Raw genomic sequence first — 21,243 nt, forward strand, 5'->3', positions numbered from 1 at the left:
TTTCCAGAGTGAAATATAGTAAGGAATATGTTATGCTTAGTATAGTGTGTTAGACGAATATACAGAAGGAAAGGTGGATTGTTATGAACTATCCTGCGTGTGAGAAGAAGGATTTTCAGACAGAATATTTTGGACACAAGGTAGAAGATCCGTATCGTTGGCTGACAGATAACCATGATCCGGAAGTGCTGGCCTGGGTAAAAGCAGAAAATGCCTGTACCGATGAATGGTTTGAGAAAGAAAAGCTGGAAGCAAAGATTCAGGCTTTGAAAAAGGGAAAACGACGTCCGCTGTACAGTGCAATTTCTAAGTGGAGAGATGGATTTCTTGCTGCAAAGCGGGAAGATGGATATCCTGTTGTAGTGAAGTTAAGTCAGGATATGCAGGCAGAAGAAATCATTGCAGAGAGAGGAACACTTCCGGAATATACACCATATTCAGCGACGGCATGTCCGAAAGAGCAGAAGTATTTGGCGCTTTATGGGTTAAAAGATGAAGCTGCCAGACCGTCAGTGTTGATCATTGACTGTGAGAAGCGAGAGATTGTTGAAACGATCAAGGGAACATTTAATTATGCGTGGTCTGCATCCGATTTGGTACTCTACTATTCTGAAACGGTTTCTGATGCAAAGACACAGGAAAGTTATTCCAGAATGTGCGCTTATCATGCAGATACAGGAGTAACCGAATGTGTATTTGAAGACAGGGAATATTCTGTACTTGGCGATGTGCATGTGGCATCAGATGAACATACAATTTTGTTTGAATACTGGAGTGATTACTCCCATTCCAGATATTTCAGTTATGATGAAATGACAAAAGAAGTGAGGAGTATTAATGGAGATCATGCGGCAGAAATGCGCTATATTGATACAAAAGCAGGAGAACACTACTTTATTATGAAGGAAGATGCTCCTTTTGGAAAACTGATCGCCATTGCACAGGGAAAGTCTTTACAAGATGCCAGAGTATTGAGAGAAGAAGGAGAAGAAGTTCTGGATTCAGGATTTATGCTTGAGGACAGCGTGTATCTGATGAGCCTGAAAGCGGCGTGTGCGAGACTTATCTGTCTGCAGGAAGAAGAGCAGGCTGTACAGGAAAGAGAAGTAAAACTTCCGGAAGAAATCGGAACATTAACGGTGTGTGGAAGCGCCGGTGGAAAGAAATATTTTCAATACCAGTCTTTTGTTATGCCTCCTGTATTGTTAGAATTTGACGGAAAGACGATGAAGACTGTTCTGAAGAGTTCAGATGTGTCTCATCCGGACGTGATTACAGAGCAGCGCTATGCAAAATCAGTCAAAGACGGAAGAGAGATTCCTTACTTTGTCGTGAGAAGAAAAGATTTAAAACCAGAGGAGTGTAAAGCTGTCTGGATGTATGCTTATGGTGGGTATAATTTCTCGGAAGTGCCGGCTTATGAAATGCCTTGTACCGGTCTTAGAGTGGCAGAATGGGCAGAGGATAAGGGAATTTATATCCTGGCATCGATTCGGGGAGGAAATGAATTCGGAAGCCAATGGCACGAAGAAGGCATGGGACTTTTAAAGAAAAACTGTTATTATGATATGATCGGAATTGCAGAACAGATGATTGAAGAGGGATGGACGAGAAAGGGAGAAGTGATTGTTACCGGTGCGTCCAATGGCGGGTTAATGGTATCAGCGCTTGTAACGATGCGTCCGGATCTGTTCGGATGTGTGATCGGTTCTGTTCCGCACACGGACATGCTTCAATTTGCAGAAGATGACAGAGGGCCGATGTACATTACGGAATACGGAAATCCGCGGGAAAGTGAAGAAATGTTTAAATATCTGTTGAGTTATTCTCCGTATCATAATGTAAAACAGATTGCATATCCGTGGATTTATCTTCAGACAGGAGAATGCGATAATAATGTACCGCCGTATCACGGAAAGAAATTTGCAGCGCGCCTTCAGGAATTGAATCAGAGCGATGCACCAATTCTGCTGAGAGTTCTAAAGGATGGAAGTCATGACAGAGGAGCCGGCGAGGTATTCTGGAGAACAACGGCAGAGATGCAGCTTTTTGTAGATGAATATATTGCATACAGGGAGAACGAAAGATGAAGAAAATTTTGATGATTGGAACCGGAGGAACGATTGCTTCCAGACAGACAGATCAGGGACTTGCTCCGGGACTGACGCCGGAAGATCTCATTTCTTATATTCCGGAAGTAGAATCTGTCTGTGAAGTCAGTACTGTTCAAATCTGTAATGTGGACAGCACGAATATCACACCGGAACATTGGAAATTGATGACAAAAACCATTGAAGAGAATTACTATAGCTATGACGGATTTGTAATTTGTCATGGAACGGATACGCTGGCTTACACTGCGGCAGCTCTTTCGTACATGATTCAGAATTCTGCAAAGCCGATTGTCATTACCGGCGCACAAAAACCTATGAATATGGACGTGACAGATGCTAAGACGAATTTGCTTGACAGTTTTATCTATGCCTCAGATGATGATTCTCAGGATGTGACGATTGTATTTGACGGTAAAGTTATTGTTGGAACAAGAGCGAAGAAAGAGAGAGCGAAGAGCTATAATGCATTTTCCAGTATTAATTTTCCGTATCCGGCAGTCATACAGGATCACAGAGTTATTCGGTATATTCCGTCAGTACCGTATAAAAAACGGGTAGAATTTTACTATGATATGAAAGACAGCATTTGTGTCATGAAGATGATTCCGGGAAGTAAACCGGAGATTCTTTCCTACCTATTTGCAAATTATGATTGTATCGTAATTGAAAGCTTTGGAGTGGGCGGCATTCCGGCAACAATTATGGAAGAATTCTATCATCAGATGAAAGAATGGCAGCAAAAAGGGAAATATGTTGTGATGGCCACCCAGGTTGCGAATGAAGGAAGTAACATGGAAGTGTATGAGGTTGGACAGAAGGTAAAGAAAGATTTTGATCTGATCGAAGCTTATGACATGACGCTGGAGGCAGTAATTACGAAAATGATGTGGCTGATGGGAATTCCGGGGCTGAGCTATCGTCAGGTACAGGAAGCATTTTATCAGACTGTGAATCAGGATATTTTGTTTCCAAGTATTCGGAAGAAATTTTCGTAAATCGTATGGAAGCGGACAAAAACTCTGCTTCAGGTAAAAGTACATATAAATAAGAATAAGAAAAAGAACTGACAGAAACAGGTATTGTACGAGCTGTCAGTTCTTTCTTTTTTTATTTATTTTGCTTCCCAACGTCCACTGGCACCGCAAGGGAGAACGAGGCCGTTAGAAGAAACCGGAAGTCCGATCTCCTGAGAGGTAACAGTGCCATGAAATCTTTTTAATTCGGTTGCAAGCATATAAGTCAGGACAGCCGGAGCAAGTCCTGTTGTGTAAGAGTTAATTAGAAAGAATAAAGGCTCATCGGAAAGAATCTTTGTGCAAAGCTTTACGAGAGGATGAATTGCATCCTCAATCTTCCAGATTTCACCTTTTGGACCGCGGCCGTAAGAAGGCGGATCCATGATGATAGCGTCATAATGATTGCCGCGGCGGATCTCACGCTCTACAAACTTCACACAGTCATCTACAAGCCATCGGATTGGAGCGTCAGACAAACCGGAAGAGGCGGCATTTTCTTTTGCCCATCCAACCATACCTTTTGAGGCATCCACATGTGTTACATGAGCGCCGGCCTTTGCTGCGGCTAAAGTTGCGCCGCCGGTATAGGCGAAAAGATTAAGTACTTTAACAGGACGTCCGGCGTTTCGGATCTTTTCAGAGAACCAGTCCCAGTTTGTCGCCTGTTCCGGGAATAGTCCGGTATGTTTAAAACTGAATGGTTTCAGGTTAAATGTCAGTTCTTTATAGTGAATCTGCCACTGCTGAGGAAGATCAAAGAATTCCCATTCGCCGCCGCCTTTCTGACTGCGGTGATAATGGCCGTTCATGTGCTTCCAACGGCGGTCTGTCTTTGGAGTATCCCAGATGACTTGCGGATCTGGGCGGACGAGAATATAATCGCCCCAGCGTTCTAATTTTTCACCTTTGGAAGAATCAATCACTTCGTAGTCCTTCCATCCGTCTGCTATCCACATAATTTATAATTCCTTTCTGTAAAACATCTTGTAAATTCATTTCTTTAATCGTTTCATTATAGCAATTTTTGCAGAAAAAAACAATTCCTCGTGCAGAAATCCCTTGAAATTGCTTCTTGAGAAACAAAAAGAGAAATGGAATGAATGTCAAAGATATGAGAAACGTGTGCAGCTTTATCTGGAAGGGAAACATCAATGGGATACAAAAACCGCTGTGATTATGGTCGTGAGGGGAGAAAAAACTTGATTTTCCCATAATATCCTGCTACACTTAAAAATATGCAGTTATAGATAAATCATATATATATATTATAAAAACCTATAACCGGACTTGTTTACCTAATACCCAAACAATGATAGAATATGTCTATAAGTGTAAAAGCTTTTTACGAATGAAAGGTGGGTAATTTATGATTACAGTAAATGCGATCGGAGATAACTGTCCGATTCCGGTAATTAAAACAAAAAAAGCAATGCAGGCGCTGACAGGACCTGAGACAATTGAAGTATTGGTTGATAATGAAATAGCAGTACAGAATGTAACGAAGATGGCTACAGCAAGCGGCGGAAAAGTGACATCAGAAAAAGTTGCAGAGAAAGAATTCAAAGTAACAATTGAGATGGAAGGCGCTCCGGCAGTTGAGGGCGAGGAAGAAGCTGTATGTACACCGGACAGAAGAGAAAATACGGTTGTTGTGATTTCTTCTGACAGAATGGGAAGCGGTAATGATGAGCTTGGTAAAGTACTGATCAAAGGATTTATCTTTGCAGTAACACAGCTTGATAAGCTTCCTAAGACAATGCTGTTTTACAATGGAGGCGCAACATTGACTGCAGAAGGTTCTGATTCTCTGGAAGACTTGAAGCATTTAGAGGCACAGGGCGTAGAGATTCTGACATGCGGTACATGTTTGAATTATTATGGAATGACAGACAAACTTCAGGTTGGATCTGTGACGAATATGTATTCAATTGTAGAGAAGATGGCCGGAGCAGACAAGATCATTCAGCCATAAGAGAATTCGCTAGATTTTATAGAAGTGAACGTCAGCGTCGGTTTACCGTTGTATTCCGGCGCTGTTTTGCGAAAAAGAATTTGTGAAGGAGAGAGAGTTATGATTCGCGATGTAAAATTAACACATATGACAAAAACAGCAGGATGAGCTGCGAAAGTAGGTCCTGAAACCCTTGCCCAGGTTCTGGGTAAGCTGCCTAAATTTGAAGATGAAAATCTTCTTGTTGGAATTGAAACTTCGGATGATGCGGCAATCTATAAAGTAACAGATGATATCGCGATGATTCAGACGGTTGACTTCTTTACTCCAATTGTGGATGATCCATATATGTTCGGACAGATTGCAGCAGCCAATTCCTTAAGTGATGTCTATGCCATGGGAGGAGTTCCGAAGGTGGCTTTGAATATTGTCGGCTTTCCGAATTGTCTTGACCCTTCTATTCTGGGAGATATTTTAAAAGGAGGCGCCGACAAAGTAAAAGAAGCAGGCGCTGTGCTTGTAGGCGGACATACGATTCAGGATGATGAACCGAAATACGGTCTTTGTGTATCCGGTTTTGTTCATCCGAAAAAAATCTTCAAGAATTACGGCTGCCGGCCGGGAGATGTGTTAATTCTGACAAAGCAGATCGGAAACGGAGTTGTGAACACAGCGATCAAAGCTGAGATGGCTTCTGACCGTGCAATCCGGGAAGCTGAGATTGTCATGTCTTCCCTGAATAGAAAAGCAAAAGAAGTTGTGGATAAATATCATGTGAATGCATGTACAGATATTACAGGATTCGGACTTCTCGGACACTGTGCGGAGATGGCGGTACCAAGTCATGTAACATTTGAACTCCATGTCAAAGATATCGCTTATTTTGAAGATGCGATTTCTTATGCGAAGATGGGACTTGTGCCGGAGGGAGCTTATAAAAACCGTAAACATGCAGGCTCTCATATTGATGTTGGAACAGTGGAAGAGCATTATATTGATCTGCTTTACGATCCGCAGACATCGGGAGGATTGCTGTTAAGTGTTCCAAAAGAAGAGGCAGATGCAGTGATGGAAGATTTTGAGAAAAAGCATATGGATACAAAAGTATCTATCATAGGACAGGTACTAGAAGAAGAGACAAACGGAAAGAATATTCGTTTAGTATAAGAAAAGAAAGAGTTGGAGAAGGGAATGAACAAAAACTTATTATACCGCAATATCCCTAAAGTGGATGTGTTATTAGAAGAAGAAAAGATACAGGAACTGATTGAACGTTACAGTTATGATACGGTAATTGAAGCTATTCGTCAGGAGCTTGACAGCCTGCGGGCATTTATTGGTAAATGTGAGTCAGAAGACGAAGCAAATCACAGATTATCTGTATTGCGGGAGCGGATAGCAGAAAATGTTGCCAGAATGCATCGACCGAATATGCGCAGTGTAGTAAATGCTACAGGGACGATTCTGCATACCAATCTTGGACGTGCGCCAATCGGAGAAAAACACATGAAACATGTGTTTGAGATTGCTACAGGATATTCCAATCTGGAATACAGTCTGGAAGAAGGCAAAAGAGGAGAGCGCTATTCTCACTTTGAGAAGCTGCTCTGTAAGCTGACAGGAGCGGAAGCAGCTATGGCTGTGAATAATAATGCGTCTTCGGTGCTGCTGATTTTAAGTACATTGGGAAAAGGCGGAGAAGTAGTTGTTTCCCGTGGAGAACTCGTGGAAATTGGTGGAAAATTCCGGGTTCCGGATGTAATGGAACAAAGCGGTGCGACACTTGTGGAAGTCGGTACTACGAATAAAACACATTATTCCGATTATGAAAATGCAATTACGGAAGAAACAAAAGCTCTTCTGAAAGTGCATACAAGTAACTATCGGATCGTTGGTTTTACAGAGAACGTATCAATTGCAGAGATGTCCGAAATTGCGAAAGCCCATGATCTTCCGTTAATTGAAGATATTGGAAGCGGAGTGCTTGTGGATCTGAGTAAATATGGTTTGACATATGAGCCGACAGTACAGGATTCTCTGAAGAATGGGGCGGATATTGTTTGCTTTAGTGGGGATAAGCTTCTTGGCGGACCGCAGGCAGGAATTATTGTAGGAAAGAAGAAATACATTGATCAGATGAAGAAGAACCAGCTAACAAGAGCGCTTCGAATCGATAAGTTTACGGCAGCTACACTGGAAGTTGTTCTTCAGGAATATCTCTCTGAAGAGAAAGCAATTAAAAATATTCCGGTACTTCGAATGATGACAGAGTCATTTGAAGATGTGGCGAAACGGGCACGCGGATTGAAACGGATGCTGCAGAATGCAGGAATTGACGCTGTGATTGAGACGGAACACTGTGAGTCACAGATTGGAGGCGGATCCCTTCCGCTAGAACGGATTCCGAGTATGGCGGTAACAATTAAAGCAAATGCGATCACAACAGAAGAACTGGAAGAGCGTATGCGCTGTCTTGAAGTTCCGGTGATCGGGCGTACCTTAAATGATAAAATTCTTTTGGATGCAAGAACGCTTGATGCGAAAGCATGCAAAACAATTGTACAGCAGTTTAAAGAGACGGGAATCTGCAACCGATAGCGGCAGATCAGCGTCTATTACAGATGAGAGGAACGATAAATCAGATGAAGCATATTATTATCGGAACAGCAGGTCATATTGATCATGGAAAGACAACGCTGATTAAAGCGCTGACCGGGCGCAATACAGACCGGTGGGAAGAAGAACAACGAAGAGGAATTACGATTGATCTTGGATTTACTTATTTTGATCTTCCATGCGGGGACAGAGTCGGAATCATTGATGTGCCGGGTCATGAGCGTTTTATTAATAACATGGTAGCCGGTGTTGTTGGGATGGATCTTGTTATGCTTGTTGTAGCAGCGGATGAAGGAATTATGCCGCAGACAAGAGAGCATATGGATATTCTCGGACTGCTTGGAATTGAGAAAAGCATTCTTGTAATTAATAAATGCGATCTTGTAGATGAAGAATGGCTTGAACTTGTAGAAGAAGAGATTAAAGAAGAATTGGAAGGAACATTTCTTGAACATGCTCCGGTTGTGAAGATTTCAGCTGCGACAGGTCAGGGAATCCCGGAACTGATCAGCACGATTGAAGAGCTGACCGCAGATGATGTGACAGAAAAAGATACACAGACGATTCCACGGCTTCCGATTGACCGGGCATTTTCCATATCCGGATTTGGAACAATTATTACAGGAACATTGCTTTCCGGAACGATTGCGAAAGATACATCGCTGATGATGTATCCGATTGGAAAAGAGTGTAAGATCCGCAGTATCCAGGTACATGGACAGGATGTAGATAAATGTTATGCAGGACAGAGAGTTGCCATTAATTTGTCAAATGTAAAGAAATCAGAATTAAAACGTGGATGTGTGCTTGCACCGCCAAACAGTATGAAAAATACAATGATGCTGGATGTAAAAATGAATGTGCTGCCGTCTTCTATGAGAATTCTGACAAATCACAGCCGTCTGCATCTGTTTACAGGAACGAGTGAGATTCTCTGTCGTGCGATTTTGCTCGATCAGGAGGAGTTAGGACCTGGAGAGAGCGGTTATGTGCAGCTTCGTCTGGAAGAAGAAATTGCTGTCAGACGAGGGGATAAATTCGTGGTACGCTTTTATTCACCGATGGAAACAATCGGAGGCGGTATGATACTGGAGCCAAATCCGGAGAAGAAAAAACGTTTCCAGGAAGACGCAATTGAAGAATTAAAGCAGAAAGAATCAGGTTCTTCAGCAGATGTTATTGCGCTTCATGCGAAGCAGCATGGAGATACGATGGTAACGCTCCAGGAGCTGGCAAAACTGACAGCACTTTCCATTGAAGAAGTGACGGAAGATGTTGAGGAATTAAAAGCAGAGGGAACGGTCTATACATTTGCGATGAAGAAAGATATTTATGTATGGCACCGGTCAGATGAAGTAGCGGGAACAGAAAAGATTCTCGGAACACTTGCAGAATATCATAAGAAATATCCGTATCGTCCTGGAATGAAAAAAGCAGAGATCCATATGACATTCTTCAAAAAGATTAAACAGAATGTATTTGATCTTTATATCGATATGTTGGCGGAGCAGGAGACTGTCAGACGTCATCAGGAGTTCTTGAGCCTGCCAACTTTTGAGATTCAAAAGGATGCAACGTATCAGAAAGCAGAGAAAATTATTTGCGATACATTCCAACAGGCAGCATATGATTTTGCAAAATTTTCTGAAATTGATTTCAAAGGAATCGACAGGGGCACTGCCGATGACATTATCATGGGAATGGTAGAGCGTCAGGAAGTAGTGAAACTGGCGGAGGATATGTATACGCTTTCGTCATTTGTGGAAAACGCAAAAGAAAAGATCATTGAGCGTCTGAAGGAAAACGGCGGTGTGATTACAATTGCAGAAGTGCGGGATATGTTTGGTACGAGCCGCAAAAGTGCAAAACCGCTTTTAGAATATATGGACAGCATTAAAGTAACGAAGAAAACCGGTGGAGAAAGTGAGAGGGTGGCATACTAATGAATTTGAAGCAGTTAGAGGCGTTTGTGCAGGTGGCGCAAAGCGGAAGCTTTTCAAAGGCCGCAAAGCAATTGTACCTGACACAGCCGACTGTCAGCGCGCATATTTCTTCTCTGGAGAAAGAGCTGGATGCGAGGCTGTTTGTGAGAAATACAAAGGAAGTAAGCCTTTCCGAAGACGGAAAAACATTATACAATTATGCAAAACAGATTATTGATCTGGAACACAAAATAGAAGAAACGTTCTGTGCAGACCAACAGGAAGAGAAGCAGGAAATTACAATTGCAGCATCGACCATTCCGGCGCAGTATCTTCTTCCGAAGATTCTGGCCAGATTTGTGGAAAAGTATCCGGAAGAGCAATTTCGGATTATTGAGACAGACAGCAGTCAGGTAGTAGAGCAGATTATTAAGCGGAGTGTTGATATCGGCTTTACCGGTACGGTGCTTGAGAAGAAACATTGTAAATATATTCCGTTTTATCGAGATGAACTTGTAGTCATTACTCCAAATACGGAGAAATACCGCAAAATTCAGGAAGAAGAGCAGGATTTCAGGTGGCTGCAAAATGAAGCGTTGATTTTAAGAGAAGAGGGTTCCGGAACGAGAAAAGAGGCGGCTAAACAGTTAAGGCAGCTTGGAATTGAACTGGATAGATTAAATATTGTGGCAAGTATTGGAAATCAGGAAACAATTAAAAAATCTGTACAGAATGGGATTGCGATTTCCATTATTTCCCGTCTTGCTGCGGAAGAAGAAACAAATTCAGGAAAATTATTGAGTTTTCCGATTCCGTCAAAAGATGGAGGAAGGGATCTGAATGTTGTATACAACAGAAACTTTCATTTAACTCATTCAGCGGAACGGTTTATCAAGATTGTAAAAGAAATCTATACAAAGAAAAAATAGGCGATGAGAAAGAAATGCGTTTTATAGTTTTTATCTATAAGGCGCATTTCTTTATTGTTCTTTTCTATTAGACTAAGCTATGGAAAGAGGCTATACTTGAATGGAAGAAGTTATAGAAAATTAATGATATACGAGGGATGAACATGATTTACTTAGATAATGCAGCAACGACGATGCATAAGCCGCAGGCCGTGATAGATGCAGTTGTGCAGGCAATGAACAGTCTTGGAAATGCAGGCCGCGGTGCCAATGAAGCATCGCTGAGTGCAGCCAGAATTATTTATGATACGAGGGACAGGCTGGCACAGCTTTTCCATGCGGAGAATGCAAAAAGAATCGCATTTACATGCAATTCGACAGAGAGTTTGAATATTGCAATTAAAGGAAGTCTCAATCCGGGCGACCATGCTATTACAACAGCGCTGGAGCACAATTCTGTATTGCGGCCATTGTATGAGATGCAAGAGCAGGGCGTGGAATTAACTGTGATCGAGAGTGATAAAAGAGGACGCATCTGTTACGAAGATTTTGAGAAGGCAATCCGTCCGGAGACAAAAGTGATTGTCTGTACCAATGGATCGAATCTGACAGGTAACAGAGTCGATCTTGAGAGAGTCGGAAAGATTGCGGAAGATCATGGCATCCGCTTTATTGTAGATGCATCACAGACTGCAGGAGTATTTGAGATTGATGTACAGAAGATGCACATCGATATTCTTTGCTTTACAGGACATAAAGGACTTCTGGGACCTCAGGGAACAGGCGGAATCTATGTTCGGGAAGGAATTGAACTGCGTCCGCTCAAAAGCGGTGGAAGCGGTGTAGATACATATAATACGCACCATCCTGCAGAGATGCCGACTGCACTTGAGGCAGGGACATTGAACGGACACGGAATTGCCGGATTAGGCGCAGGTGTGAAATATATTATGGATACCGGCATGGAGCATATCCGTGAGACAGAACAGCATTATATGTGGAAGTTTTACAATGGGGTAAAGGATATTCCAGGTGTAAAAATATACGGTGATTTTGAAACAGAGGATCGCTGTCCGATCGTTACTCTGAATATTGCTGATTATGATTCTTCTGAAGTGAGCGATGAGCTCCTTATGACATATGGTATTTCTACAAGACCGGGAGCGCATTGCGCACCGCTTATGCACAAAGCTCTTGGAACAGTAGATCAGGGAGCAGTCAGATTCAGCTTCTCGCATTTTAATACGGAAGAAGAAATTGATGCTGCAATTGCAGCCATCAGAGAATTGGCAGAAGAGGAGTAAGAGGAGGAAATTACAATGAATTTATCTGATTCAAAGAAAAAACTGGCGTTTGCCGGCATTCTTTGCGGTATTGTAGCGGCGGTACTGGCAGTGCTTGGCAATCCTGGAAACATGGCATTTTGTATTGCTTGTTTCATTCGTGATACTGCAGGTGCAATGAAGATGCACAGTGCAGCAGTTGTACAGTATGCAAGACCGGAGACAATCGGTATTGTGCTTGGAGCATTTGCAATTTCTGTTGCAACGAAAGAATATCGTTCATCAGGTGGTTCTTCACCGATGACACGTTTTGTGCTTGGTATGATCATTATGATCGGTTCGTTAGTATTCTTAGGTTGTCCGCTCCGTATGGTAATCCGTATGTCAGCCGGAGATTTGAATGCTTGGGTTGCTCTGATCGGATTTGTCGGCGGTGTTGCGACAGGAGCATTCTTCTTGAAGAAAGGCTTTAGCCTCGGAAGAGCATACGAAACGAATGCAATGAGCGGCGCGGTACTTCCAGTCATCGTGCTTGGAATTCTTGCAGTCAGTGTTGGAACAACTTTATTTGCAGTCAGCGAAAAAGGCCCGGGAAGTATGCATGCTCCGATCATCGCATCATTGATCGGCGGAATTATTTTCGGTGTGCTTGCTCAGAAGTCAAGAATGTGTTTTGCGGGAAGTATCCGTGATATTATTTTAATGAAGAGTTTCGATTTAATTTCAGTGATTGCCGGATTATTTGTGGTAATGCTTGTATTTAATATCGCAACAGGCGGATTCCATCTTGGATTTGCCGGTCAGCCGATCGCACATTCTCAGCATTTATGGAACATTCTCGGTATGTATGCAGTTGGTTTCGCCGCTGTTCTCGCAGGGGGATGTCCGCTTCGTCAGTTAGTACTGGCAGGACAGGGTTCTTCTGATGCAGGAATAACAGTACTTGGACTTTTTATAGGAGCAGCACTGGCACATAATCTGGGACTTGCTTCCGCAGCAGCTTCTGCAGCAACAGCAGATGCACCGGCAGTAGCAGGAGGTCCATCTATCTACGGAAAAGCAGCTGTTATTATTTGTATTGTAGTTTGCTTTATTATTGCGGCAGGTAACAAACGTAAAGCGGCAAAATAAATCCGGGGAGCAGTATATTGAAAGTAAGAAGATAGCTTTTGAATGATGCTTGAAGAGTAATAGGAATTATGGTATTCTGGAAAGGCAGGTAAAATATTATGAAGGAAGTAGATGCAAGAGGTCTTTCTTGTCCGGAACCGTTAATGCTGACAGCAGAAGCGCTGAATAGCACAAAAGGTCCGGTAAAAGTTCTGGTAAGTGAAGCGCACCAGAAAACAAATGTTGAAAAATATGCCAAAGATCACGGCAAGAAAACAACCGTAAGAGAGATCGGTTCTGAATTCGAAATTGTAATTGAGTAGTTATGAGAAAGAAAGAATTAAAACTGGTTGTAACATTCCATACAACGGCAGACGCAATGGCGATGGAAAAAGCATGTAAAGAACACGATGTTCCGGGAAGACTGATTCCGGTTCCGAGAAGTATTTCCGCAGGGTGCGGACTGTCCTGGTGTGCAGATCTTACAGATCGTGAAACAATTCAGGATATGATGAAAAATGTTGGAATTGAAGAAGAAGACATGCACGAATGTATGGTGTAAGAAGAGGTAAAGAGCTATCACTTATGTGGTAGCTCTTTGTAATGTCCAATGTTTTATCAATCCTGTATAGATTTTTTATTGTGATTCCGAAACATTTGGACTATAATAAGACAATAGGATTCATAGTAAGATAAAAAATAAGATAAATAATTACAGGAGTGATATACATATGATAAAGGTTCAGGAATACAGAGGACATATCCGTAACTGGAAAGCATTATGTACAGAGCTGGAAATTGACAGTACACTTTCCAGGGAGAAGAAAGAGGAACAGATTTTAATCAGAGCGTATGAGACATGGGGCTATGAGATGGCAAAGCACCTGTATGGAATGTTTGCGTTTGCCTTATGGGACGACAGAGAAAAGAAGCTGTTCTGTGTAAGAGATCAGTTTGGAACAAAGCCGTTCTATTATTACGAAACGGCAGATGGAAAGCTGCTTTACGGAACGATGATTCGCAGTATTATTGAACAGCCGGGATTTGTGAAAGAATTAAATGAAGAAATGCTGCAGTTGTATTTGAGTCTGACATATGTTGCTGGAGAGAATACATTTTTCAGAGGACTGAAGAAACTGCTGCCGGGACGTTATCTTGTATGGCAGGAAGGAAGATTGACAGTTGAGCGTTACTGGAAACCGGAATTTCATCCGGATGAGAGTAAGACACTGGAAGAATGGGCAGATGAGATCCACGATACAGTGAAAGAGGTAATGGCTGAAGTCAAGACAGAAGATGAGACAGCAGAATCATTTCTGTCAGGCGGTGTAGATTCTTCTTATGTCCTTGCAATGTCCGATGCCGAAACCGCGGATACATGCGGATATGAAGAAGAGCGGTTTGATGAATCTGTACTTGCAGTAGAGACGGCAAAACTGCTTGGAAAGAACATTGAGCGCTCAGTGATTACACCGGAGCAGTATTTTGCAATTGTACCGTATGTAATGTATAATATGGAGCAGCCGCTTGGAGATGCATCGGCAATCGTATTTGCGCTTGGATGTCAGGCAACAGCAAAACATACAAAGCTGTGTTACTCAGGAGAAGGTGCGGATGAATTTTTCGGTGGTTATAATATGTACCGCAATGCAGAACGCTATGGGGAGAATTTAAAGACGTTCTATGTTGGCAATACAAACATCATGAAAGAAGAAGAGAAGAAAAAGATTCTGAAGAAATACGATCCGGATGTTCTTCCGATTGAACTTGCGGCAGGTATTTATGAAGAAACAGAAGGACTGGATCCTCTTACGAAAATGTCAGATGTAGATATTCAGATCTGGCTGGAGGGAGATATTTATCTGAATGTGGATAAGATGAGTGAGGCAGCAGGGCTCGAAATCAGGATGCCGCTCACAGATCTTCGAATCTTTGATATCGCATCAAGAATGCCGTCAAGATATAAAGTCAACGAAGAACAGAATAAAGTTGCACTCCGCACTGCCGCAAGAAAAGTGCTTCCGGAGGAAATCGCATTCCGCAAGAAGCTTGGCTTTATCGTACCAATCAGAATCTGGATGGCAGATGACCGCTACAATCAGGATGTGCGCGAGAAATTCCACAGCGAGATGGCGGCAAAATTCTTCAATCTTGATGAGATCAATGCGATCTTTGATGATTATGTTGGCGGAAATTCGGATAACTGGAGAAAAGTGTGGACAATTTATACATTCCTTGTGTGGTATGAGGAATACTTTGTAAAACGTTAAAATGTAATGTAAATAAAAGGAAATCGTATTTGGCAACACCCACTAAGAAAGTTTTTTTGGGTAAGTACGGTGTAACTTAGTAAAATGGGTTACACCGTATTTTTTTGTCCTAATGCTATGAAACGGAATTCCTGCCGATTTGCCCGTATTTCTTCCATTTTTCCCTTTTGTCTCTGACAAGACTGAACTGTTACAATATTTTTTCGGAGGATGGGAAAGACTATTTAATTTTAAATGGAACTTAATTGATATTCTAATTACTTTTAGCGTACAATTTTAAAATAATGTCTACATATAGTTGTTTTTCTTTTCGAAACTATATGATATAATAATTGTGTATATTATTTATTTCTAGTGTGCGGAAAGTTGGTGTCTGTTTGAGTAAAAAAGAAATTTTAAAAACGGTAATTGAAAATAACGGCGGCATTGCAAAAACTTCAGATTTTGCTGCTAATGGGATAAATAAATACGAGGTAGCAGTTTTTTGTAAAGAAGGAATCATTGAAAGAATTCGCAGAGGATTTTATCAGCTTCCCCAAAGTAAAAATATCACAGAAGAACAGCTTATACGGGAACTTCTTCCGCAGGGAATTATTTGTGTGGAGTCTGCTTTGTTTCACTATGGATATAGTGATTTTTCTCCCCGCAAATGGTCGATTGCTGTGCCGAGAACAGCGTCCCGTGCTGTAAAGAACATTGAAGAATTTACGATGAAGGCTTATTATATTCAAAAGGAATTTTTAGACATAGGTAAGTCCACAAGCAATTTTAATGGTGTAATATTACCTGTGTATGACCGTGAGCGAACAATATGCGATTGCTTTAAGTACCGCACAAAACTTGACAACGAAATTTTTAATAAGGCTGTCAATGCCTATGCTGCTGACGAAAAAAAGAAGCTTGCAAATTTGTCTAAATATGCAAAGGAAATGAAGCTTTATACAAAGGTTATGAATGTAATGGAGGTGCTGCTTAATGGCTGATATAGCTGCGTCCGTGTTGGCGCGACTTAAGAATAAAGCTGCTGAAAGTGGAAGAAGTTATCAACTCTGTTTACAGCTCTTTTGCCAAGAGGAATTTTTGCGGCGTTTGGGAAGATCCAAGTATGCTGAGAACCTCGTGTTAAAAGGAGGCCTGTTCCTCTATTCGCTTACTGACTTTGATAGCCGAGTAACAGTTGATGTAGATTTTTTGCTTCGAAAAATACCCAATACACCGGAACAGTTAAAGAGTATACTTGAGGAAATTATTGCAGTTCAAACAGGTAATGCTTTTGTGACCTTTGAGATAAAAGATATTGCACCTATTGCTGTTGCGAAGAAATATGCCGGTATAGGAGTTTCAATGGTCGCTCATATTAAAAATACTCGCACACCTTTTTGTATTGATTTTGGTGTTGGTGATATCATTGTGCCAAAGCAGGAAAAAAGAAAAATCCCTACTCAGCTTGATGATTTTGTTGCACCGACAATTAATACTTATTCCATTGAAACGACTGTTGCTGAAAAAATTGACGCAATCCTCAGCCTGATGGAGTTTTCCAGCCGGATGAAAGACTATTACGATATTTATTATCTTGCTAATAAATTTGATTTTGACGGCAAGATACTGTCTGAAGCTCTTAGGAAAACCTTTGCAAACAGAGAACACAATTTTACGGTGGCACAGTTTGAACAGGTTATGACTTTTGATAGTGATAGCGCTATGCAGAAAAAGTGGAAGGCATTTATCCGTAAGATAGATACGAAAACGGATGATTACAGCACCGTGCTGAAAACAATCTGCGCTTTCTTGACCAAACCATTTACGGCGGCAGTTGAGGGTAAAGAGCTTAATGAACACTGGTCTGCCACTGATTACGATTGGATATAATAGGAGGGACTTTTGAGGTGTAAAAGAACTGCAACGCATACTTAGTGCTGCAAAATCATCTATGTTGATGTTTTACCCAAGTATGATTTCTCTAATGCAGAATCTTTTACCGATTTCAATATAAAAATACATTACGGCTATTTGTATCTTTAGTATCGTACATATATCGTTTGTGTTACTAGAATTGGTTGTTCAAATGTATTTTACTTTTTGGCAAATAAAAAATAACTAATGAAGGGGTTGCCGCTTCACGATTTATTAATCGTTAAAGCGACAACCCTTTCCTGCTTTTGTAATGCCTGCAAAGTTGTGTTTTGATGTATTTTCTTTCAAATTAATTCCTTATGTGGCGTTAGTATTTGCGATATCTTTTTTGTTTTTAGTAAAATACTTCCATTTGTAGAATTCTTATAAACTCTTTGCGTAGATATCACATAAAAAGTGATGCAACACTATGTGATGCAACAAAAGTGTTGCAATTTCTGCGCTTTGAGATTGCCTGAGACTGTAGAAAATGAATTATAAGTTGGCACAGAGATTGCTAATTATTTATGTATAAAGAAAGACTTGGCAGAGGAATGTAAAAAAATGGAGAGATTTACAATACTGCTGGGATTCAGAAAAAACGAAGGAGAGATGTTAGATGGATTATACAAACTTGTTACAGGACAGATCTGGGAAAAAATCAAAAGTAGGAATTATTGGTGCGACACGAGGGTATGGCTATACGCTACTGGCACAGATTCCAAAAGTGTCACTATTGGAACTGAGAGTGATTTGTTCCAGACATCCGGAAGAATGCCGAGGTGTATTGAAAGAAATTGGATACGAAGAAGAACGAATCATATTTTGCCAAGATAAAGAAGCAATTAATACAGCAAAAGAAACAGACATTTTGATCGTTAGTGACTATGAACTTGTGATGGAATGTGGTATTACAGCACTTGTGGAATGTACTGGAAATACAAAGGTAAGTGCTGACGCAGCATTTTCTGCGTTAAAACGAGGAATCAATGTCTATATGGTTTCAAAAGAAACGGACAGTGTATGTGGTCCAATGTTGAATCAGGCAGCAGCAGAAAACAATGCAGTCTATACACTTGTAAATGGAGATCAGCCAAGAAATCTTCTTGATTTGTATTCATGGGGAAAAATTCTCGGATTGGAAATTATAGCAGTAGGAAAATCTAGCGAGTATGATTTTGTATGGAATCGTGAAACAGGAGATCTTACATACACAGATGGAAGTGGAGTAAGAGAACATATGCCTGATATGCAAAATTGTTGGCGTTATAATGGCGTGGAAACATTAAAAGAACGTCGCAGATTGTTGGAACATTATACAGAAGTCATTTCGGCGGATCTCTGTGAAATGAATCTTGTGTCAAATGTGACAGGATTTGCTCCAGCGTCACCATTTCTTGACTATCCGATTGCCAAAACGAGTGAATTAGCTAATATTTTTATTCCGGAAGAAGATGGAGGAATTTTGAAAAAGACAGGTGTTGTCGATGTATTTTATAATCTTCGTGAGGAAGATGAGGCAAGTTTTTGTGGAGGAGAATTTATTATTATCAAATGCGAAAATGAGGGAATGTGGGAAATTTTAAAGAGTAAAGGGCATGTGATGAGCAGAAATGGAAAATATGCATGTATTTATTATCCATATCACTACATGGGATTAGAAACGCCGGTTTCCATTTTGCTTGGAGATTTTATGAAAATCGGGACTCACCCGGAGTGTCGTCAAGTATCTGTTATGGCAGGAGTTGCACAGCGTGATCTTTCAAAAGGAACAGTGTTGAAAGTGGAAGGTCATCATCATTCCATAAAGGGACTTGTTCCAGAACTTCTGGAATGTGTGGATGCAAAGGAAGCAGCACCGTTCTATCTTCTGAATGGTGCAGAACTGCTGCGTGATGTAAAAGCCGGGGAGATGGTAACACAGAATGATGTGGATCTTTCAAGTCTGGAAACATATCAGTATTATAAACAGGGATTAGAACTTCGGTAATAAAAGTGATGGAGATAATGAAAACTTACAGGGAGGCATCCATATGGGTGCTTCCCTGTAAGTGTTGCTTTTATTTCGCGAATGTTAGAAATATTATGGAATTTCTGGAAGAACAGGAAATTCGTTTTACAAAATAAAATTGATATTATAAACTGTAACTATATGAATAGGCTGTTGTGAAGGAGGATATCATGTTTAAAGTATTACTTGTAGTGCCTTATCCGGAACTTGAAGAGACTGTAAGAAGGGTATATGAGACTTATTTTATAAAAGAAGAAATGCAAGTCGATATTCGAGTAATTCGTGTAGATGAAATACATTTGATGCCTTGGGAAGAAACCTATGATTTTATTATCGGAAGAGGATACAGCGCAGCATTTTTGAAGAAAAGAGCAAATGATATACCAGTGTTAGAAATTCCGATCACAGGTTATGATGTTATGAGAGCCTTAATGACGGCACAACGGAAATATGGTTCGCAGAAAACGCTTGTAATTGTGTCTGCTACACATAACCATGATGAACATGTATTGAGTCGTCTTACAGGGCAGCAAGTATCCGTCAAAGAAGTTACCACATTTGAGCAGATCGGAGATGCTGTATATCAGGCAAAATGTGATGGATATCAAATCATTGTAGGAGGATATTCGGCTGTTGCAGCTGCAGAGGGGCTAGGACTTTCTGTTGTAACAATTGAAACTGGAGAAGAAGCGATCATACAAAGTTTTCGAGAAACCGTTCGGATGAAGGAAACGATTTTGAAAGAACGGGAGAGAAGGAAAATTTATGAAACGATTACACAAACTTCAAAGGAAGGGCTTATTTATATTAATAGTGATGGTGTAATAGAACTGGCAAATAAAAAAATACTTCAAATGCTTTATACGGATTCGGAATATGTACATGGCAAAGAACTTCAGATGGTGTATCCGTTTTTTGCGGATCGGTATAGAGAAGTAATGCGAACAGGACAAACGATTTTTAATGAAGTACAGGAGATACAAAACATTCGGTTATCAGTTGACTACACTCCGGTCATTGTCAGTGATCATACAACAGGTGTCGTGATTTCGTGTCAGAGTGTAAAAAATATCCAACAGAGAGAATCTCAGATTCGGAAAAAATTATCTGAAAAGGGATTGGTGGCAAGCTATACATTTTCTGATGTAATTCGCGAAAGTATGTTAATGGAGCATACGATTCAAATCGCACAGAAATACGCGAATGTTTCATCGAATATTTTGATTGTCGGAGAGACAGGAACAGGAAAAGAACTGATGGCGCAGAGCATCCATAACGCAAGTGAAAGAAGAAATGGTCCATTTGTTGCAGTGAACTGTGCGGCATTTCCGGAAAATTTATTAGAAAGTGAACTGTTTGGATATGTGGATGGAGCGTTTACTGGAAGTAAAAGAGGCGGGAAGGTAGGGCTATTTGAGCAGGCACATCGAGGAACATTGTTTTTAGATGAGATTTCTGAATTGCCGATTAATTTTCAAGGGAAGCTTTTGCGTGTACTGCAGGAGAGACAGGTAAGAAGAATCGGAGATGACAAGGTAATTGATGTGGATGCACGGATTATTGCAGCAACGAATAAGAATTTGAGGAAAATGGTGCAGGAGAAAGAATTCCGACAAGATTTGCTGTATCGGTTAGATGTATTAAAAATTTGTATTCCTCCTCTTAGAGAAAGAAAAGAAGACATTTTGCCATTGTTTTATTATTTTCTCAAAAAATATAATAATCGCTTTGGGAAGGATATAGAAGGATGCACACAAGAGGCGGAAAATACTCTGATACAACATCAGTTTGAAGGAAACATTCGCGAACTTCGCAATATTACAGAACGGTTATCGGTTATCTGTGAAGAAAAGCTCATCAGCGGTCAAATGATGAACACAGCGCTCTATCCGGAGAATGCGTTCTCTTTAGAAGTTCCAGATAAGAAGGAAATGCCGGAAAAAGTATTTCAACCAGTATATATGGAAGCTTGTTCTGAGCGGGACAGAATTATAGAAGCGCTGCGGTATACAAAAGGGAAGAAAGGGGAGGCGGCGCTAATACTTGGTATGGATCGTTCTACATTATGGAGAAAAATGAAATCGTATCATCTTGATTAAAAAAGTTGGCATAAAATTTGCTTATAAATAAAGTATCTAAAGATAAT

17 protein-coding genes are annotated in these 21,243 nt (G+C 40.8%); 16 read left to right on the top strand and 1 reads right to left on the bottom strand.

The annotated features are described in order from the left end of the window. The first annotated feature begins 83 nt into the window (after positions 1 to 83). Positions 84 to 2,090, top strand: a complete 2,007-nt coding sequence (locus KFE17_14855) for a S9 family peptidase (protein ID QUO32055.1) — start codon at positions 84 to 86, stop codon at positions 2,088 to 2,090. Continuing rightward, a complete protein-coding gene (locus tag KFE17_14860; protein QUO32056.1) occupies positions 2,087 to 3,109 on the top strand; it encodes an asparaginase in 1,023 nt (340 codons plus the stop codon). Before KFE17_14855 ends, KFE17_14860 begins: the two co-directional genes overlap by 4 nt. Before the next feature lie 116 nt (positions 3,110 to 3,225). Here KFE17_14860 and KFE17_14865 read toward each other — a convergent pair whose 3' ends face one another. Further along, positions 3,226 to 4,086 (bottom strand): class I SAM-dependent methyltransferase, encoded by an 861-nt coding sequence (locus KFE17_14865; protein QUO32057.1) that lies wholly within the window; start codon positions 4,084 to 4,086, stop codon positions 3,226 to 3,228. A 410-nt stretch (positions 4,087 to 4,496) separates the two neighbouring features. Here KFE17_14865 and yedF point away from each other — a divergent pair, with 410 nt between their 5' ends. The 14 genes from yedF to KFE17_14935 all read left to right on the top strand — a co-directional run bounded on the left by yedF (position 4,497) and on the right by KFE17_14935 (position 21,196). Further along, on the top strand, positions 4,497 to 5,102 hold the full coding sequence (gene yedF, locus KFE17_14870) for a sulfurtransferase-like selenium metabolism protein YedF (protein QUO32058.1): 606 nt from the start codon (positions 4,497 to 4,499) through the stop codon (positions 5,100 to 5,102). A 99-nt stretch (positions 5,103 to 5,201) separates the two neighbouring features. Beyond that, the gene (gene selD / locus KFE17_14875) at positions 5,202 to 6,248 is read left to right on the top strand and encodes a selenide, water dikinase SelD (GenBank protein QUO32059.1); all 1,047 of its coding nucleotides are present in this window, start codon (positions 5,202 to 5,204) and stop codon (positions 6,246 to 6,248) included. 24 nt (positions 6,249 to 6,272) lie between these two features. After that, the gene (selA, locus tag KFE17_14880; protein ID QUO32060.1) at positions 6,273 to 7,679 is read left to right on the top strand and encodes an L-seryl-tRNA(Sec) selenium transferase; all 1,407 of its coding nucleotides are present in this window, start codon (positions 6,273 to 6,275) and stop codon (positions 7,677 to 7,679) included. 44 nt (positions 7,680 to 7,723) lie between these two features. Then, positions 7,724 to 9,640 (top strand): selenocysteine-specific translation elongation factor, encoded by a 1,917-nt coding sequence (selB, locus tag KFE17_14885; GenBank protein QUO32061.1) that lies wholly within the window; start codon positions 7,724 to 7,726, stop codon positions 9,638 to 9,640. Further along, complete coding sequence (locus KFE17_14890; protein ID QUO32062.1) at positions 9,640 to 10,548, top strand: LysR family transcriptional regulator; 909 nt, start codon at positions 9,640 to 9,642, stop codon at positions 10,546 to 10,548. Before selB ends, KFE17_14890 begins: the two co-directional genes overlap by 1 nt. Before the next feature lie 143 nt (positions 10,549 to 10,691). After that, positions 10,692 to 11,831 (top strand): aminotransferase class V-fold PLP-dependent enzyme, encoded by a 1,140-nt coding sequence (locus KFE17_14895; GenBank protein QUO32063.1) that lies wholly within the window; start codon positions 10,692 to 10,694, stop codon positions 11,829 to 11,831. A 15-nt stretch (positions 11,832 to 11,846) separates the two neighbouring features. Beyond that, positions 11,847 to 12,941 carry a YedE-related selenium metabolism membrane protein gene (locus tag KFE17_14900; protein QUO32064.1) on the top strand — a complete coding sequence of 365 codons (1,095 nt, stop codon included), beginning with the start codon at positions 11,847 to 11,849 and terminating at the stop codon, positions 12,939 to 12,941. A 98-nt stretch (positions 12,942 to 13,039) separates the two neighbouring features. Continuing rightward, positions 13,040 to 13,243, top strand: coding sequence for a sulfurtransferase TusA family protein (locus KFE17_14905; protein ID QUO32065.1), 204 nt, complete (start codon positions 13,040 to 13,042; stop codon positions 13,241 to 13,243). A gap of 2 nt (positions 13,244 to 13,245) precedes the next feature. After that, positions 13,246 to 13,482: a DUF3343 domain-containing protein gene (locus KFE17_14910; GenBank protein ID QUO32066.1), complete on the top strand. Its 237-nt coding sequence runs from the start codon at positions 13,246 to 13,248 to the stop codon at positions 13,480 to 13,482. Positions 13,483 to 13,651: 169 nt separating this feature from the next. Beyond that, positions 13,652 to 15,190: an asparagine synthase (glutamine-hydrolyzing) gene (gene asnB, locus KFE17_14915; protein QUO32067.1), complete on the top strand. Its 1,539-nt coding sequence runs from the start codon at positions 13,652 to 13,654 to the stop codon at positions 15,188 to 15,190. 377 nt (positions 15,191 to 15,567) lie between these two features. Continuing rightward, positions 15,568 to 16,173, top strand: coding sequence for a type IV toxin-antitoxin system AbiEi family antitoxin domain-containing protein (locus KFE17_14920; protein ID QUO32068.1), 606 nt, complete (start codon positions 15,568 to 15,570; stop codon positions 16,171 to 16,173). After that, positions 16,166 to 17,062, top strand: a complete 897-nt coding sequence (locus KFE17_14925; GenBank protein QUO32069.1) for a nucleotidyl transferase AbiEii/AbiGii toxin family protein — start codon at positions 16,166 to 16,168, stop codon at positions 17,060 to 17,062. Before KFE17_14920 ends, KFE17_14925 begins: the two co-directional genes overlap by 8 nt. Positions 17,063 to 17,705: 643 nt before the next feature. After that, a complete protein-coding gene (locus KFE17_14930) occupies positions 17,706 to 19,076 on the top strand; it encodes a homoserine dehydrogenase (protein QUO32070.1) in 1,371 nt (456 codons plus the stop codon). 191 nt (positions 19,077 to 19,267) lie between these two features. Then, positions 19,268 to 21,196: a sigma 54-interacting transcriptional regulator gene (locus tag KFE17_14935; GenBank protein ID QUO32071.1), complete on the top strand. Its 1,929-nt coding sequence runs from the start codon at positions 19,268 to 19,270 to the stop codon at positions 21,194 to 21,196. Positions 21,197 to 21,243: the final 47 nt, after the last annotated feature.

Origin of the sequence: Faecalicatena sp. Marseille-Q4148, assembly GCA_018228665.1 — a bacterium.
GTDB lineage: Bacteria > Bacillota > Clostridia > Lachnospirales > Lachnospiraceae > UBA9414.

Bases quoted from the DNA above. Each gene is read 5' to 3' on its own strand.
- yedF (QUO32058.1), top strand. From the start codon at position 4,497: ATGATTACAGTAAATGCGATCGGAGATAACTGTCCGATTCCGGTAATT.
- KFE17_14865 (QUO32057.1), bottom strand. From the start codon at position 4,086: ATGTGGATAGCAGACGGATGGAAGGACTACGAAGTGATTGATTCTTCC.
- KFE17_14900 (QUO32064.1), top strand. From the start codon at position 11,847: ATGAATTTATCTGATTCAAAGAAAAAACTGGCGTTTGCCGGCATTCTT.
- KFE17_14890 (QUO32062.1), top strand. From the start codon at position 9,640: ATGAATTTGAAGCAGTTAGAGGCGTTTGTGCAGGTGGCGCAAAGCGGA.
- selA (QUO32060.1), top strand. From the start codon at position 6,273: ATGAACAAAAACTTATTATACCGCAATATCCCTAAAGTGGATGTGTTA.
- KFE17_14925 (QUO32069.1), top strand. From the start codon at position 16,166: ATGGCTGATATAGCTGCGTCCGTGTTGGCGCGACTTAAGAATAAAGCT.
- asnB (QUO32067.1), top strand. From the start codon at position 13,652: ATGATAAAGGTTCAGGAATACAGAGGACATATCCGTAACTGGAAAGCA.
- KFE17_14935 (QUO32071.1), top strand. From the start codon at position 19,268: ATGTTTAAAGTATTACTTGTAGTGCCTTATCCGGAACTTGAAGAGACT.
- KFE17_14855 (QUO32055.1), top strand. From the start codon at position 84: ATGAACTATCCTGCGTGTGAGAAGAAGGATTTTCAGACAGAATATTTT.
- KFE17_14905 (QUO32065.1), top strand. From the start codon at position 13,040: ATGAAGGAAGTAGATGCAAGAGGTCTTTCTTGTCCGGAACCGTTAATG.
- selB (QUO32061.1), top strand. From the start codon at position 7,724: ATGAAGCATATTATTATCGGAACAGCAGGTCATATTGATCATGGAAAG.
- KFE17_14930 (QUO32070.1), top strand. From the start codon at position 17,706: ATGGATTATACAAACTTGTTACAGGACAGATCTGGGAAAAAATCAAAA.
- KFE17_14910 (QUO32066.1), top strand. From the start codon at position 13,246: ATGAGAAAGAAAGAATTAAAACTGGTTGTAACATTCCATACAACGGCA.
- KFE17_14895 (QUO32063.1), top strand. From the start codon at position 10,692: ATGATTTACTTAGATAATGCAGCAACGACGATGCATAAGCCGCAGGCC.
- KFE17_14860 (QUO32056.1), top strand. From the start codon at position 2,087: ATGAAGAAAATTTTGATGATTGGAACCGGAGGAACGATTGCTTCCAGA.